General features: G+C 36.4%; 16 protein-coding genes. 7 read left to right on the plus strand and 9 right to left on the minus strand.

Annotation, left to right across the window (positions count from 1 at the left end; all coding sequences use genetic code 11):
* Positions 1–156: 156 nt before the first annotated feature.
* From nadD to DZ858_RS04330, 4 genes are all read right to left on the minus strand, one after another.
* Positions 157–747 (minus strand): nicotinate (nicotinamide) nucleotide adenylyltransferase, encoded by a 591-nt coding sequence (gene nadD, locus DZ858_RS04315; RefSeq protein WP_117158295.1) that lies wholly within the window; start codon positions 745–747, stop codon positions 157–159.
* Positions 748–1,344, minus strand: a complete 597-nt coding sequence (gene gmk, locus DZ858_RS04320) for a guanylate kinase (protein WP_117158296.1) — start codon at positions 1,342–1,344, stop codon at positions 748–750.
* Complete coding sequence (locus DZ858_RS04325) at positions 1,344–2,201, minus strand: YicC/YloC family endoribonuclease (RefSeq protein ID WP_117158297.1); 858 nt, start codon at positions 2,199–2,201, stop codon at positions 1,344–1,346. Before DZ858_RS04325 ends, gmk begins: the two co-directional genes overlap by 1 nt.
* Before the next feature lie 81 nt (positions 2,202–2,282).
* Positions 2,283–3,245 (minus strand): YheT family hydrolase, encoded by a 963-nt coding sequence (locus tag DZ858_RS04330; protein ID WP_117158298.1) that lies wholly within the window; start codon positions 3,243–3,245, stop codon positions 2,283–2,285.
* A gap of 101 nt (positions 3,246–3,346) precedes the next feature.
* Here DZ858_RS04330 and DZ858_RS04335 point away from each other — a divergent pair, with 101 nt between their 5' ends.
* Genes DZ858_RS04335 through DZ858_RS04345 form a run of 3 tightly spaced genes read left to right on the plus strand, consistent with a single transcriptional unit; the run spans position 3,347 to position 5,302 of the window.
* Positions 3,347–3,937 carry a TetR/AcrR family transcriptional regulator gene (locus DZ858_RS04335; RefSeq protein ID WP_117158299.1) on the plus strand — a complete coding sequence of 197 codons (591 nt, stop codon included), beginning with the start codon at positions 3,347–3,349 and terminating at the stop codon, positions 3,935–3,937.
* A gap of 34 nt (positions 3,938–3,971) precedes the next feature.
* Entirely contained in the window at positions 3,972–4,835 is an 864-nt protein-coding gene (locus tag DZ858_RS04340) for an alpha/beta hydrolase (protein ID WP_117158300.1), read from the plus strand.
* The gene (locus DZ858_RS04345; protein ID WP_117158301.1) at positions 4,826–5,302 is read left to right on the plus strand and encodes an acyl-CoA thioesterase; all 477 of its coding nucleotides are present in this window, start codon (positions 4,826–4,828) and stop codon (positions 5,300–5,302) included. The genes DZ858_RS04340 and DZ858_RS04345 overlap by 10 nt, the downstream gene beginning before the upstream one ends.
* Before the next feature lie 169 nt (positions 5,303–5,471).
* Here the strand turns inward: DZ858_RS04345 and DZ858_RS04350 are convergent, their stop codons facing one another.
* Positions 5,472–6,278, minus strand: coding sequence for an NAD(P)H-binding protein (locus tag DZ858_RS04350; RefSeq protein WP_117158302.1), 807 nt, complete (start codon positions 6,276–6,278; stop codon positions 5,472–5,474).
* Positions 6,279–6,295: 17 nt separating this feature from the next.
* A complete protein-coding gene (locus DZ858_RS04355) occupies positions 6,296–8,638 on the minus strand; it encodes a M20/M25/M40 family metallo-hydrolase (protein WP_117158303.1) in 2,343 nt (780 codons plus the stop codon).
* 121 nt (positions 8,639–8,759) lie between these two features.
* Between DZ858_RS04355 and DZ858_RS04360 the strand changes: the two genes are divergently transcribed.
* Positions 8,760–9,221 (plus strand): CBS domain-containing protein, encoded by a 462-nt coding sequence (locus DZ858_RS04360; protein WP_117158304.1) that lies wholly within the window; start codon positions 8,760–8,762, stop codon positions 9,219–9,221.
* Here the strand turns inward: DZ858_RS04360 and DZ858_RS04365 are convergent, their stop codons facing one another.
* From DZ858_RS04365 to DZ858_RS04375, 3 genes are read right to left on the minus strand one after another with little or no spacing between them, the layout of a single operon-like run.
* Entirely contained in the window at positions 9,222–9,578 is a 357-nt protein-coding gene (locus tag DZ858_RS04365) for a hypothetical protein (protein WP_117158305.1), read from the minus strand.
* Between the two features lie 2 nt (positions 9,579–9,580).
* Positions 9,581–10,141 (minus strand): HNH endonuclease, encoded by a 561-nt coding sequence (locus DZ858_RS04370; protein WP_117158306.1) that lies wholly within the window; start codon positions 10,139–10,141, stop codon positions 9,581–9,583.
* A 53-nt stretch (positions 10,142–10,194) separates the two neighbouring features.
* Positions 10,195–11,115 carry a DUF6268 family outer membrane beta-barrel protein gene (locus DZ858_RS04375; protein WP_147309568.1) on the minus strand — a complete coding sequence of 307 codons (921 nt, stop codon included), beginning with the start codon at positions 11,113–11,115 and terminating at the stop codon, positions 10,195–10,197.
* Between the two features lie 155 nt (positions 11,116–11,270).
* Between DZ858_RS04375 and ileS the strand changes: the two genes are divergently transcribed.
* From ileS to DZ858_RS04390, 3 genes are all read left to right on the plus strand, one after another.
* Entirely contained in the window at positions 11,271–14,675 is a 3,405-nt protein-coding gene (ileS, locus tag DZ858_RS04380; protein WP_117159518.1) for an isoleucine--tRNA ligase, read from the plus strand.
* A 2-nt stretch (positions 14,676–14,677) separates the two neighbouring features.
* A complete protein-coding gene (locus tag DZ858_RS04385; RefSeq protein ID WP_117158308.1) occupies positions 14,678–15,061 on the plus strand; it encodes a TraR/DksA family transcriptional regulator in 384 nt (127 codons plus the stop codon).
* Between the two features lie 144 nt (positions 15,062–15,205).
* Positions 15,206–15,835 (plus strand): hypothetical protein, encoded by a 630-nt coding sequence (locus tag DZ858_RS04390; protein WP_117158309.1) that lies wholly within the window; start codon positions 15,206–15,208, stop codon positions 15,833–15,835.
* The last annotated feature ends 24 nt before the right edge of the window (positions 15,836–15,859 follow it).

Below are 15,859 nucleotides of genomic sequence, written 5' to 3' on the forward strand. Positions count from 1 at the left end.
AGAATACCTTAAACTTTGCGTTATAAGAAGACAAGAAAAAACTGAATTGTAAAAATAATTTCAGAAAATATATAAACCTTTTTTTTGGTTGGTTAGTAGAAGCCGTCTCACACTGTTTAATTTAATCAGTTGGGGCGGTTTCTCGTTTAAAAAGGGTTATTTATAAAAATTCATTTCATCCAAATACTTCCAAACAGTATGAGGCAACATAGGGCGAATATTAATTCCAGACTGTATTCCTTTTCGTATAAAAGTTGAAGAAAGCTCCATAATGGGAGCATCTACTTTAGTAATTTTTGGATGATCTGTAAACTGAGTTTCAATCGTCCCTTCGGAAATTCTAGGATATACATAAATGGAATACCGGTCTAAAATGACCTCGTAATTTTTCCACTTATGCAAACTCTTTAAATTATCCTCACCCATTATTAAAGAGAATATCTTTTCAGGGTATTTTTCTTCTAAATGTGCCAACGTGTTGGTCGTATAATTGGGCTGCGGAAGATCAAATTCAATATTGCTAGCTTTAAGTTTTGGATATTCTTCTAACGCAATGCGTACCATCGCCAAACGGTGATGATCTTCAAGTAATGTTTTTTTCTTTTTATGCGGATTGTGTGGCGTTACTACCAACCAAATTTCATCTAAATCACTATTCTCCACTAAATGGTTGGCAATAATGAGGTGACCAACGTGAATAGGGTTAAACGTACCAAAATAAAGGCCTATTTTTTTTGCCGAAATCATTTACTCTTCTTCTTTTTCCGGGTGACCATTTTTAATAAAATCAGATACTAATTCTTTCGCTTCGTTTAAAGCAGTATCTAAGTCGTTATTCTTAATGATATAATCAAACTGTGGGGCAGTAGCTAATTCGACTGAAGCTTTTGCAATGCGCATATTAATACGCTCATCGCTTTCAGTTTTTCGTTTTTTAAGTCTGCGTTTTAATTCGTCCACACTAGGTGGTTTTACAAAAACGGCTAAGGTTTTATCGGGATATTTCTTCTTAATTCGAAGTCCGCCAACTACATCGATATCAAAAATTACATTTTTACCTTGTGCCCAAATGCGTTCTACTTCGGTTTTTAAAGTTCCGTAAAAATTATCGCGATAGACTTCTTCCCACTCTAAAAACTCATCATTTTTAATGTGTTGTTTAAAGTCTTTTAAACTAATAAAATGATAGTCTTTACCGTGCGTTTCGTGCCCTCTAGGTTCTCGAGAAGTACACGAGATGGAAAAGGCTAAATTCAGTTCTTCTTGGGCGAGCAAATATTGTACAATCGTTGTTTTACCGCTTCCGGACGGGGCCGAAAAAACAAATAATTTCCCTCCTTCCATTACAATACATTTAAAGCTTGTTCCTTTATTTTTTCCAGTTCATCTTTCATTTGAACCACTACTTGTTGCATAGGGGCAAAGTTGGCTTTGCTACCAATGGTGTTGATTTCACGACCAATTTCTTGAGAGATAAACCCTAATTTTTTACCGTTACTATCTTTACTTTGTAAGGTTTCAGAAAAATAAGAAAGGTGATTACTTAATCGAACTTGCTCTTCGGTAATGTCGTATTTTTCAAGGTAATAAACCAATTCTTGCTCAAAACGGTTTTCGTCAACGGTTTCTTTTAAATCGCTTACGGCTTTTGTCAACCGTTCTTTAACATTATCCATACGTTGTGGATCGAGTTCCATAACTTCATCTAACAAAGAGGAAATGTTAGTAATACGTTTTTTAAAATCGGATTCCAATGCTTTTCCTTCGTCATTTCTGTATTCATTTATAGAATGCAATGCTTCGTCAACCGCTTCGATTATTTTATTGTATTCTGTCTCATCAACTTCATCTCGCTCGGTTTGTAACGCATCGGGAAAACGAACGGCCATTTTCATCAACTCAACGGGATCACCATCTGTAATATGAGCCAATTGTTTCATGTATTGTTTAACAGCAGTTTCGTTTATTACAGTTGATGTTTCCTCACCTGTTTGCTCTACGTACAGGTTAAAATCTACTTTCCCGCGAGAAAGGGATTTTGAAATTCGTTTCCGAATATCTAATTCCTTTTCACGATAAGCAGAGGGAACCCTCGCATTTACATCAAGGTTTTTACTGTTTAACGATTTTATTTCAACCGTAATTTTTTTGGAAGGCAATTGCACTAGGCTTTTACCATAACCGGTCATGGACTGGATCATATTTTCAATTTAATGGTTGCAAAGGTAGTAAATTAGAATATAGTAGCTTATCATTTAAAGGTTGCGGACTAATTAAATGTATTATGCTTCTTTATTTAAAAAAGAAGTCGCTCTTTTTTCACTGTAATAGGTTGCATTTGTTTGATGAAACCCTACGTGACCACCATATTCTGGGGTTTCTAAATAGATATTTTCAGAATTTTTTGCAAACGAATACGGATAGCTTTCCTCCGTTAGAAATGAATCATTTTTGGCGTTTAAAATCAACACCGGGATACTGATAGTAGGCAAAAATTGACCGCTACTATTTTGTTTGTAATAATCGTACGCATCTTTAAACCCAAATGCGGGAGCGGTATATAGGTTGTCGAAATCCAATAGGGATTTAACTTGTTTTACATCTGAAGGGCTCATTTTTTCAGGGAACTGTTGCACCTTAATCTTTAATTTCTTCCGAAGATTGTGTAAAAACGAAGTTCGGTATACCCAATTATCAAAATTGGAAAGCGATTCTAGTGTTCCTCTCAAATTTAAAGGCGTAGAAATGGCAACGGCACTTTCTATTTCCTTCGGAAGGTTTCTTTGCTCACCTAAATATTTCAACATTAAATTTCCGCCTAAACTGAAACCAATTAACGATAGGGTATCATACTTTTCTTTCTTCAGAAGAAAATCGACAACGGCTTGCAAATCGTCTGTTTTTCCGGCATTATAAGAAGAAAATAGCTTATTTGGTTCGCCGCTACAACCCCTAAAGTTAACAGCCACGGCATCCCAACCGTGTTTTGTTAGGCTTTTCGCTTGTCCTTTTATATAGCGGCGTTGCGCGTTTCCTTCCAATCCGTGCAAAATAATAGCCACTTTTGAAGTTTTATTATCTGCAAACGAGAAATCAATATCTAAAAAATCACCATCTTCTAGATTTATGCGTTCGCGACGCTGCAGTATGTTAGGGACAGGACGCAGTTTAGCTGAATAAATCGTGGCAACATGCCCGCTTTTAAAGATACCGCTAGGGGAATAAGTAGATTCAATTAGTGGCATAAATAGGCTTGCTTTTAATTACAAAAGTACCTAATTCTTAATTTGTAGTTAATGTATCTATGCTTTTTTGTATTTAAGATACCAATCGGTATCTTTGTGGAATGAGAAATGCACAGGCAACAAAAAATACCATTATTAATGAAAGCGCAAATTTGTTTAATACACAAGGATATAAGGCGACTTCCATTAGTGATATCACCAAAGCAACGGGTTTGACCAAAGGGGCAATTTATCGTCATTTTGAAAACAAAGGTGATCTAGAAAAACACGCATTGCAGCGATTGTCTAAAGTTATGTTTGGCGAAATAGGAACTACTATTAAAGAAGCGAAAACCTTCACGAGCAAAATAGAGGCTATTTTTTTGTTTTTTGAAAATTATATGGACACACCGTTGTACGAAGGCGGTTGCCCTGTAATGAATGCAGCCGTCGAGGCAGACGATGCCAACCCAGTTTTACGCGAACAAGCCTGCGCGATGTTACAACAGTTTAAAGATGCGGTGTCTACATTAATTGAAAACGGCATTAAAAACAACCAAGTTAAACCTGATGCAGATGTAGCTTTTTACAGTACCATTTTTATTGCTACACTAGAAGGCGGAATTATGATGAGCCGTTTACAGCGGGACAAAAAGGCGATTACACATACCATTGCCCACTTACGAAATATAGTTGCTGAGATTTCAATCTAAAAAACTATTTAATATATCACATAGAAAATTTCCTATGAAAAAGTTACTTACCAAATTAACAGGAAAATATTTAAACGCAACGGCACCATTATTCCCAAAACTGAATAGGGAACAAGCTTTTAAACTGTTGTGTAAGGTGAGGTCCGTTCCTATTTCAAAAGAAGGACATGATTTTTTTGATACTGCTGAAACCTCATACATTGAAGTGCCTCAAGCTTCCATTGCGGTGCACAAATGGGGTAATGGACCTAAAAAAATACTTTTTTTGCATGGTTGGATGAGTCACTCTAAAAGATGGCAACCTTATATTAATAAGTTAGATACTTCAGAATATGCTATTTACTCATTAGATGCTCCAGCCCATGGTCTTTCAAAAGGAAAAACCATGAATATTGAGATGTATCGTCAGGCTACCGAGACTATAATTCAAAAATTAGGAGGCGTAGACCATTTAGTTTGTCACTCGTTAGGAAGTTTAGTGGGCGCTTATACTTTTTTAGCTAACAAACAAATTCAGGTTAACGACTATATTATTATGGGAGCTCCTGCCGGGATGAATTCCATTTATGGATTTTTTAGAGACGCGCTAAAACTTTCAAATAGAACCATTGATAATTTAGGAATAAAAGTAGATTCTGTTTTAAAAGTTCCGGCATCAAAACTTACCATGAAACATTTTTTTGAGGAAGCTGAAAAACCAATATTTGTGGTTCATGAAGAATCTGATAAAGTAACGCCTATTTCAGAAATAAAAAAAGCAATACAAGCTACTAATCCACCTATACAAACGTGGTTTACAACCGGTCAAGATCATAATCTTACCAAACCGGAAACAGTTGAAACCATACTAAACCATATAACAGAAAAAAATAGTAAACAAAAAGAACTATGTATTTAAAAAAATTTGAAATTCGTTGGGACGATGTAGATGCCAACCGCCACTTACGTAACAGTGCCTTTATAGATTATATGAGCCATACTCGAATGAGTTTTTTTAGCGAAAAGGGTTTTGGGCAAAAACATCTAGCCGAAATGAACTTAGGCCCAGTGGCACTTTACGAACGTATGTATTATTTTAAAGAAGCATTTCCAGGCAAACCACTACGTGTTTCATTACAATTAAGAGGACTTTCTGAAGAAGGAACTTTTTTTGAATTTGTGCACAATTTTTATGACCATAAAGGAAGAAACTTAGGTCGTTGCGAAATGTTAGGCGCTTGGATTGACCTTAAAGAACGAAAACTGGTTCCATTACCAAAAAAGTTTTATAGCTTTTTAGATGGTATTGATAAAACCGATGATTTTAGAACAATTACCAAAGAGGATACTCGTAAACACGGACAATTTCCGAAGGATTTAGAATAGAACTTTTTCATTCTGGGCTTCGGGACATTCCGTCAAAGACAGAAAAATTAGCCACCTCACATTTTTAATTTAAAATTCATATTGTGAGGTGGTTGAGTGATCCCGATAATAATCGGGATTGTATCGAAACCTCCGTGATGCACTGAATATTCCCTGTCATAAAAAGCTGTTAGGGTTGCTGTTTAAAAGCATATCCTAATATTTCTGGAACATTCACAGACGTAACTTTCTTGTAAACTGCAAGATCATCTTCTTCGGAATAAGAAGGTGGCTCAAGGTTCAATTCAGTTGCTTTTTGAGTGTAATAATGTTTTTTTAAAGGATGAAAAGGGGCTACGGCATTAAAAATATGCCCAAAAGCCTCTTTTTTTATAATTTCTGAAAGAATGCCAATACAATCTTTTCTATTGATAAGATTAACTGGCGCATTTCCGTTGTTCAGATTTTTTCTTCCAGCTAAATACCGAACCGGCTGTCGTTTGCCACCTAATAATCCACCAAATCGTACAATTGTGGTTTGTAGTTTTTCAGAAGTAAAAAATAGTTTTTCTACTTCAATTAATTGTTTGGCAGCATTATTTTCAGCAACAGGGATGTCTTTTTCGGTTACAGTGCCTTGCGCATCACTATAAACCGCAGTACTGCTAACTACTATTACTTTTTGTACCGCAGCTTTTTCAATTTCGGTTAAAAAATGCGTCATTTTTGCCACGTAATCGGCACCTGTATTTTTCCGTAAACCCGGGGGAATCATAATAACTAAACAATCAATATCTTTTAAGAGAGCTTCCACTTCACCAGAAATTCCATTTTCTGAAATTTCAACAGGAAAGGCTTCAAGACCGTTGCGTTGCAATGTGCCAGCTTTTTCAATGCTTGTTACCGAGCCTTTTACGCGATATCCTAAATTTTGTAAGAGTAAGGCAAACGGTTTCCCTAGCCACCCAAGGCCTGCAATTGCTATAGTTTTATTCATTCCGTAGTTTATTTTGCTTAAAAAGTAATGCTATCCTTTTTCAAAGTTGACAACGTGTCAACGGCAAAAGTACGTTTTATAACAATGGCATCGGTAACCACAAAAGGTTTTGGCATCATATCCTTGGGACGCTTACTAATACTGAAATTAGCATTGTCCATTAAGTCATACGAAAATTCCAAAGCTGTAAATGAAATGGGTTTTTTAGATTCGGTTGTATAAGAAACTTCTAAGGAATCATTGTTATTCACCCAATACCGAAGTAATAAATCATTTTTTCTGTTTCCATAGACCAAACCGGTGCTGTCTTTTAATGCCTTTTGACCATTAAAGGAAAGCGAATTAAATGAAATCTCTAAATCTGCATACAAATTTAATTGATTCACATTTCGTTTTGGAATAATGGTGAATGTAACTTCCTTTTTGTTATTGACGAGCGTGTCTTTCTTCAGAATAATTTCAAACGGTGCAATCGATTTTTTAGATGCTTTCGCTGCGTAGGTATAACCGGTATTGTATTTACTTCCGGAAGCGCTCAATATTTCTGAAGGAACTTCGTCTGGCTTTTCGCCCAAATAGCCTTTGGTCCAATCGTCGAGTATTTTATCATATGTTAACCAATATGATTTTTGAGTATCTGCATCTTGATAATAGACCAAACTATTTGGTTTTTGCCGTGTTTCAGAAAAATCACTGGTAAAATGTGCTTTCAGAAAAAAGCCAAAGGCAAACAAAAAGCAAAGAATGGACAGTAGTTTTTTCCAACTATAAAAACCAAATACTGGAAGTAATAAACCAAACAATAAAACGGTAAATACGCAGCTTATCACGACCATTTCAGAACCCAACCCAACTGGAAAAAATTGTATAAGTGGAGAAAAGAAAAACAATGCTGGAGCTGCTAATAAGGCCATTATTATCAAGCTGGGTTTTTCTTGCTTGATAAGTAACCAAAACGATAACAGCCCAAAAAACACAGGAATGATAAAATAGGCTGCTCCTTTCAGAATAACAAAAACGGCTACGTTGACCAGCAACCAAAAAATAAGCGGTGCGACATAAACTGAGGCTACTGGTTCTCTATTCGCAAAACGTCTGTACAAATAGAAAGTGATGGAAAGGGTAAGGAATACAAAAAACGCTACATAAGCGTGCCCGTTGTATTTAAATCCGTGTTGCACTTCGTTGTATTGTGGATAGATGGCAAGTAATAATTTCCATCCAAAAAAACCGATAGCACCACAAATAACCAACGAAAGTAAAAACGGAACAAAACCTTTTGCAATGCCCTTTGCAGTTATTTTCCCTTTTTTAAACCCGTAAAAAACCAAAATACCAAACAATACCATGGCGACTAAGAGCAATGGTAAAATCCATAAAAACGGAAAGGAAATCATTTTTAACAGTGGAATATTTACATACACATATTCATCGTTCGATTTTAAGTTGTTTAAGTCTGCATCGGCAAAATAGTGAAGTAACGGCAAGAGATAACTTCCTTGATGCTGTAAGGTTTTAATATCTAAATTTTCAATGGTATCGTTAGCTGTATGATAGTCAAAATGATCGTCTATAAATGCAAAAAAGTAACTAGGAATATCGCCATTTTCTCTAAAAATGGTAGAATCGGTATCGTTGGGCAACATTTTATAGACACTGTACATCAAAGAGGAAGCCACTGGGTAATCAGGATTTGCTTCTTTAAAGGCTTTTACTAGTTTTTCATTGCCTCCATTGGTTTCTAAAATCATATTGCTGGGACCACCACTGCCACGAGCTTCAAAGTTGAGTACGAGGCCAACATCTTTTGCCCACGGATGTTCGTTTACAAAAAGCTTGGCACCGTCTAAGCCTATTTCTTCTGCATCGGTAAAGAGGATAATAATATCATTTTTAGGCTTTTTCCCGCTCGCTTGGTATGCACGAAGGCTTTCTAAAATAGTTACAAGTCCGCTACCAGCATCGCTGGCTCCCGGTGATGGAACCAACGCGCTATCGTAATGCGAAAGCAATAAAAGTGCTTTTCCATTTCCAGTTCCTTCAATTCGTGCCACAATATTAATGGGGCGGTTCATGGTTCTACTTTGTGTAGTAAAAACAAATCCTTCTTGTGTTTGGGTTTGCAACCCAAGCTTCTCTAATTCACTGACTAAATAGTTTCTAACCGTTGCGTGTTCTTTTGAGCCGTGATAATGAGGTTTTTGGGCTATGTTTTGAAGCTTTTCAAGAGCTCGCTCGGTTGAAAACTCGGTTTTTTCGATACTCTTAGGAGTACCTTCTCTAGGCATTAAGCTATAAAAGGAGTAAAAAATTAATCCTAGTACGATTAGTAGGGAAAGAACAGCAGGTATTCGTTTCATGGGTTGGTTTTTTTGCGTTCTAAAAGTACAATATTTAATGAGATTGTTCTTTTTCAGAAATAAATAGTAAGCTGCCTATTATAAAAATGACTATATTTAAAGGAGATAAAAAGCTAAGAATATGGGAATTAAAAATTATATAGGCAAACGTGCAAAACCAAAAAAGGGTTCTACGGAAAACATAAAAGTCTCAGATTATATGACCAAGAATTTGATAACCTTTAAGCCGGAACAGACTGTTTTAGAAGTAATGAACACGCTTATAAAAAAGAAAATTTCCGGTGGTCCAGTGGTAAACGAAAATCATGAACTGGTAGGCATTATTAGTGAAGGAGATTGTATTAAAGAAATAAGCAATAGCCGTTATCATAATCTTCCAATGGAAGAAATAAAAGTGAAAGACCACATGATAAAAGAAGTGGAAACCATTGATGGTGAAATGAATCTGTTTGATGCCGCCGAAAAATTTTTAAGAGACAAACGTAGGCGTTTCCCCATCTGCGAAAACGGAAAATTGGTTGGGCAGATAAGCCAAAAAGATGTATTAAAAGCGGCGTTGGAACTAAAAGGAAATAGCTGGTAGTTACATAGTAAGCTCTGTCTTTACCAATAAATACCAATCCTCCTCAAGAGGGAGGTAACCTTGGTCGTACACATAAAAATAAACCGTTCCTGCCTTGGTGACGTACTGCCCGGTAAAAAACTGAAAATTAAAGCCGTGTTTATGTAAAGTTTGTTTTTTAACCTTGGTTTTATCTTTTGTGTTTAGTTTTTCAAGGATACGGTAGTTTTTACGAAGGCGGTTGTTGATATTCCGCACGAGGTTTTTGTTGTCTTTATTTAAGGCGTTATTGTGAGCATTGCGGCAAGCATCGCTGCAAAACTTTTTGTCTGCTCGACCAATTATTTTATCGCCACATTCGGGACAGGCTCGTTCCATACTTACTTATAATCTATGTGTCCCCAGTTTTTACCAGATTTTATACGGTATAATTGCATTTCTGATATTCCAAATTGCTTAGCAATTAAACGCAATCGTGTTCTACGGTTGGGGTCAAATATTTTCTTTTTTAATAATCTAACTTTCTCGGGCGTAAGCTTCGCATATTTTGGTTTTAGCAAGGCTTCTTTTTTTGCTTGTATTACTGCCGGATTATTTTTATTGTGTTCCGTTAGCTCTTTCCGGTTAGCAAATTGCAAGTTATTTATGTGATTATTTGCTTTGTTAAAATCTTTATGGATAACCAAGTTTTTACCTTCTATTTCTTCTAAAAATAATTGGGCAACGGCTCGATGTATATAAATTAAACTGGTTTTTCCATTTTTTTTAAGGGTTGAAAAAACTTCATAACCATTTAACATATAGGTTTTTAAAAATTCACCTTTGGGATCATTTTTATAATGTTTTATTCTTCCGTAGTTTGAAATATCAAATAAGTCATTTCTACGCCATGAGGGATCGGAAAATTGTTTCCAGACCTCTCCTTTTAAATTTGGTATCATTTTAGGGGGAGTTTATATCAAATATAGTAAAAATAACTTTTTGGAGTATAAATTTATTGATTTTCAGGTGTTTTGTTCTCTTTGGTGGGTAAGTTAAAGCGATAAATGGCTTCAATTTTAGCAAAAAAACCACCGTTCAGTTCAGGATTTAATTGGGTTCGGTCATCTCCAAAACTAAAGGCTGAAAGGCCTAAATCTATCGTTTCCCCATCTGCATATACTTCATAATTATTACTGGAATACCCTAATTTGGTGCGTAACAACACACTTTTATCCAAAAAATTGAATTGCCAGTAGGCGGCAAATTCCAACGAACTTAAATCAACATACGTATCGGGCTGATTTTCTTTTTTTAAATTGAAACTTCTTCCAATTCCAAAATAATCCATCCCAATAGTGGTTTTTCCCAAAGCATAGCTTAAATCTGCTGAAATGGGCAACGACATATCCATTTCAAACTTTTTATTAGGGCTTAAATAATACCAACCAATAATTGGGGTGGTAAAAAACCCAAAAGCTTCTTGTGAGCCATACACCCCAAAACGATAAATTAAATTTTCTTTTTTCTGAAGTTTCAGCAATGCAAACCCACCTAAATAAAAATCATCGCCAGAAATATCGTTATAATCTGAAGCAATTTTAGGCAATAAAATAATGGTCGAACTCCATGTTGAAGAATACGTTGAAGCTAACCCCAGTTTTATGTTTGTACTGTATAAACTCGTGCGTTCGGCCTCCGGAAACAGTTGTAGATTGTTCACGCTAAAATCTGCTCCAGTGATTAGAGCATTATTGTTATTGAGGACGACAGGAAGAGTGAGTCCAACTTCAAAAGATCGTATGCTCGTACCGCTATTAGTACCTTCAAAGTTATTGTTAAATGTTTCGCCGTGGCCTATCCTAAATAGATCCACATAATCTTGTGCGGAAGTGAACATGGGAAAAAGAAGCAGCAGAAGGAATAGTTTTCTCAAAAGGCGGTGATTTTTTAGTAAATATAGAAAAATATGAAAGAAACTTCTGTAAGCGAATAAAAAACGAGGTAGCGATGTGTTATTTGAAGGTTTTCGACATAGACTTTTTCAGTAAAATTTCTTACTTTCGCAACCTTATTGAAATGCAACTTGTTATGAGCAAAAAGTTTAAAGAATACAAGGGATTAGACCTTCCTAAAACAGCGACAGAAATACTTGATTTTTGGAATGAAAACAACATTTTTGAAAAAAGTATTTCCATTCGTGAAGGGAATGAACCGTTTGTGTTTTTTGAAGGACCTCCATCTGCAAATGGAATGCCGGGTATTCACCATGTCATGGCACGTTCTATAAAGGATATTTTCTGCCGTTATAAAACCCAAAAAGGATTTAAAGTAGACCGAAAAGCCGGTTGGGATACGCATGGATTACCGATTGAATTAGGCGTGGAGAAAGAATTGGGCATCACCAAAGAAGACATAGGTAAGAAAATTTCCGTAGAGGCTTATAACGCTGCGTGTAAAAAAGCCGTGATGCGGTATACCGATGCGTGGAACAAAGTAACCGAAGGCTATGGCTATTGGGTGGATATGGACGATCCATACATTACCTACAAACCAAAATACATGGAAACGGTTTGGTGGTTGCTAAAAGAAATATACAACAAAGGCTTTATGTACAAAGGCTACACTATACAACCGTATTCGCCAAAAGCGGGAACGGGTTTAAGTTCGCACGAATTAAACCAACCGGGAACCTATCAAGATGTTACCGATACAACGGCCGTAGCCCAATTTAAAGCCATTGCAGATACATTACCAGACTTTTTAGCTGAAGAAAGCAACAACATCTTCCTTTTAGCTTGGACCACCACACCGTGGACGCTGCCAAGTAATACGGCACTTACCGTAGGAAAGAAAATTGATTATGTCTTGGTAAAAACCTATAATCAATATACGTTTGAACCTATTTACGTAGTACTTGCTAAAAACTTGGTAGGGAAACAATTTGGTGGCAAATATGAAGAAAAGCCAAATGAAGAGGTCCTTGACAGCTACAAACAAGGCGATAAAAACATACCGTATTTTATTGTAAAAGAATTTAAGGGGAAAGACCTTTTAGACATTCGGTACGAGCAGTTATTGGACTATGCAAAACCGTATGAAAATCCTGAAAATGCGTTTCGTGTAATTGCTGGGGATTTCGTAACTACCGAAGACGGTACGGGTATCGTGCATACCGCGCCAACTTTTGGTGCAGATGATGCCAAAGTTGCTAAAGAAGCATCGCCAGAAGTTCCGCCATTATTGGTGAAAGATGAAAATAGCAATTTAGTTCCGTTGGTGGATTTACAAGGGAAATTCCGTTCGGAAATGAAAGAACTCGCCGGAAAATACGTAAAAAATGAATATTACGATGATGGTGAAGCACCTGAAAAATCAGTCGATGTTGAATTAGTCATCAAACTGAAAACTGAAAACAGAGCTTTTCACGTTGAAAAATATGTGCACAGCTACCCAAATTGCTGGCGAACTGACAAGCCTATTTTATATTATCCATTGGATTCTTGGTTTATAAAAGTGACCGATTTTAAAGATCGCATGCACGATTTAAATAAAACTATCAACTGGAAGCCAAAAGCAACCGGAGAAGGACGTTTTGGCAATTGGTTAGCCAATGCAAACGATTGGAACTTATCTCGTTCCCGCTATTGGGGAATTCCATTACCCCTTTGGAGAACTGAAGATGGTAAAGAAGAAAAATGTATTGGCAGCATAGAAGAGCTGAAAGCCGAAATGGAAAAAGCTGTTGCAGCTGGCGTGATGGATAAAGCAATTTACGAAGACTTTACCCCAGGCGATTTTTCCGAAGAAAACTACGATACAGTAGATTTACATAAAAACATTGTTGACGAGATTACGTTGGTTTCAGAAAGTGGAAAACTGATGAAGCGCGAAGCCGATTTGATCGATGTATGGTTTGATAGTGGAAGTATGCCGTATGCGCAATGGCATTACCCATTCGAAAATAAAGACAAAGTAGAACAAACGTGGCGTAAAGCTGATTTTATTGCTGAAGGCGTAGATCAAACCCGTGGATGGTTCTATACCTTGCATGCTATCGCAACGATGATTTTTGATGATGTTGCCTATAAAAATGTAGTGAGCAACGGATTAGTACTCGATAAAAACGGGCAGAAAATGTCCAAACGTTTAGGAAATGCTGTAGACCCATTTGAAACCTTAAAAACATACGGTCCCGATGCTACGCGTTGGTACATGATTAGCAATGCGAATCCGTGGGATAACTTGAAGTTTGACTTGGATGGTATTTCGGAAGTGCGTAATAAATTCTTCGGAACGCTTTACAATACGTATAGTTTCTTCAGTTTGTATGCCAATTTGGATAATTTCACATACGCTGAAGCTGATGTTCCGTTAGAAAAACGTCCGGAGATAGACCGATGGATTCTTTCCGAATTACACACGCTTATTGAAAAAGTAGACACTTTTTATAGCGATTATGAGCCTACAAAGGCAACGCGCGCTATTTCAGAATTTGTACAAGAAAACTTAAGTAATTGGTTTGTTCGATTGAGCAGAAGACGCTACTGGAAAGGAAGTTATAACGACGATAAAATTTCAGCCTATCAAACACTTTACACGTGTTTAGAAACAGTTGCAAAGCTTAGCGCACCGGTAGCGCCGTTCTTTATGGATCGTTTGTATAAAGACTTAAATGAAGGCGTTGAAAAAGAAGGAAAAGAGTCGGTTCACGTAAGCGATTTCCCTAAAGCAGATGTCTCTTGTATCGATAAAACCTTAGAGCGAAAAATGCAACGGGCGCAAACAATTTCTTCGCTTGTTTTATCGTTACGACAACGTGAAAAAATAAAAGTGCGGCAACCGCTTCAGAAAATAATGATTCCAGTTTTAGACGAAACCGTTAGAGCCGAAATTGAGGCAGTGGAAGATTTGATAAAATCTGAGGTAAATGTCAAAGAAATCAAATTAATTGATGAGGCTTCTGGTCTTTTGGTGAAACAAATTAAACCCGACTTTAAAAAACTGGGACCACGTTTTGGTAGAGATATGAAATTAGTATCTCAAGCCATCGCTGGTTTTGGACAAGATGAGATAGCCAAACTGGAGAAAGATGGTGAAATTTCAGTAGAAATAAACAAAAAAAATACTACATTGGTCCTTGACGACGTTATTATTAGCTCTCAAGATATTGAAGGTTGGTTGGTTGCAAACGCCAATGGAATAACGGTTGCACTCGATGTAACCATAACCCCTTCGCTTAAAAATGAAGGTATAGCTAGAGAATTGGTAAACCGAATTCAAAACCTACGGAAAGATTCTGGATTTGAAGTAACCGACCGTGTAGAAGTAACTATTAAAGATGATAATTACTTAAAATCTGCAGTTGAAGAAAATTTAACGTATATTAAAGAAGAAACATTAACCGAAGTTTTGCAATTTAATAATGATGTAAGCAATGGAACGGAAATTGCTTTTGATGATATTGCAACCCAAATTAAGATAAAAAAACACTAGATATGGCAAACGACGTAAAAACCCGATACAGCGATAAAGAGCTGGAAGAATTCAAAGTATTGATTCAGGGAAAAATAGAAAAAGCTAAAGAACAATTAGAGCTTATAAAAAGTGCTTATAAAAACGATAGCAACAACGGTACTGATGACACTTCGCCTACGTTCAAGGCTTTCGACGAAGGCAGTAAAGTAATGAGTAAAGAGGCAAATTCACAACTGGCTATCCGTCAGGAAAAATTTATCCGCGATCTTAAAAATGCTTTAATTAGAATAGAGAACAAAAGCTACGGTATATGCCGCGTAACCGGTAAACTAATTAATCCAGAGCGATTAAAATTGGTGCCACATGCTACATTGAGCATCGAAGCCAAAAACATGCAGAAGTAAATGCAGTTGTTAAGCTAGATCACATTGGGCGAGAACATTCTAACAAATATTAGAATGCGCTATTTTTTTTAATTCACTTAAATATCGCACTTTATAGATCATAAAATGCTTTAAAAAATACGCCCCAAATTTTGGGGCTTTTTTATGCTAAAATACATTGTAATACTAGTAGGTGTCATTTTGTTTACAACTGAAGCTAAGGCTCAAAAAGTACTTCAGAAAGAGTTTAGTGCGTCAGGTTTTGAAACTCTAATTATTGAGTCTGACGATGTGTTTACCATAGACATTTCAGCAAAAAAGACGGATAAAATCAAGATTAATACTCATATTGAAGGCGAGTACTATGAAAGTGTCGTTTTAAATACTTCTGAAGCACATAAAACGTTGACACTTTCAACGGGATATACCCCATTTTTCAAAAAAGAAAACGATAAATTGGCCGCACACAAAGTAATTGCCATAGATATGGTCATCACCGTTCCGGAAAACCTAAAAGTGGAAATACGGTCAAAAATTGCTTCGGTAACCGGTAAAGGGACTTTTAAAAATATGTTCATAGCGCTGGAAAACGGACAGTGTTTACTTAAAAATTTTACTGGAAACGCTACTTTATATACCAAACAAGGAGCTATAACCGTTTATGCAAAACCAGATGTTTCTGGACAAGGTCTTTCCAAAAAAGGGACTATTTTAAATGAACTCTCTAAAACAGGAAAGTATAAAATTACAGCCGAAAGCATAACAGGCTCAATCACACTGCTACAAAACAAATAATATTGCTATTTTTGCAGCTGTTAA

This window comes from Marixanthomonas ophiurae, from assembly GCF_003413745.1.
In the GTDB taxonomy this organism is placed as follows: Bacteria; Bacteroidota; Bacteroidia; order Flavobacteriales; family Flavobacteriaceae; genus Marixanthomonas; species Marixanthomonas ophiurae.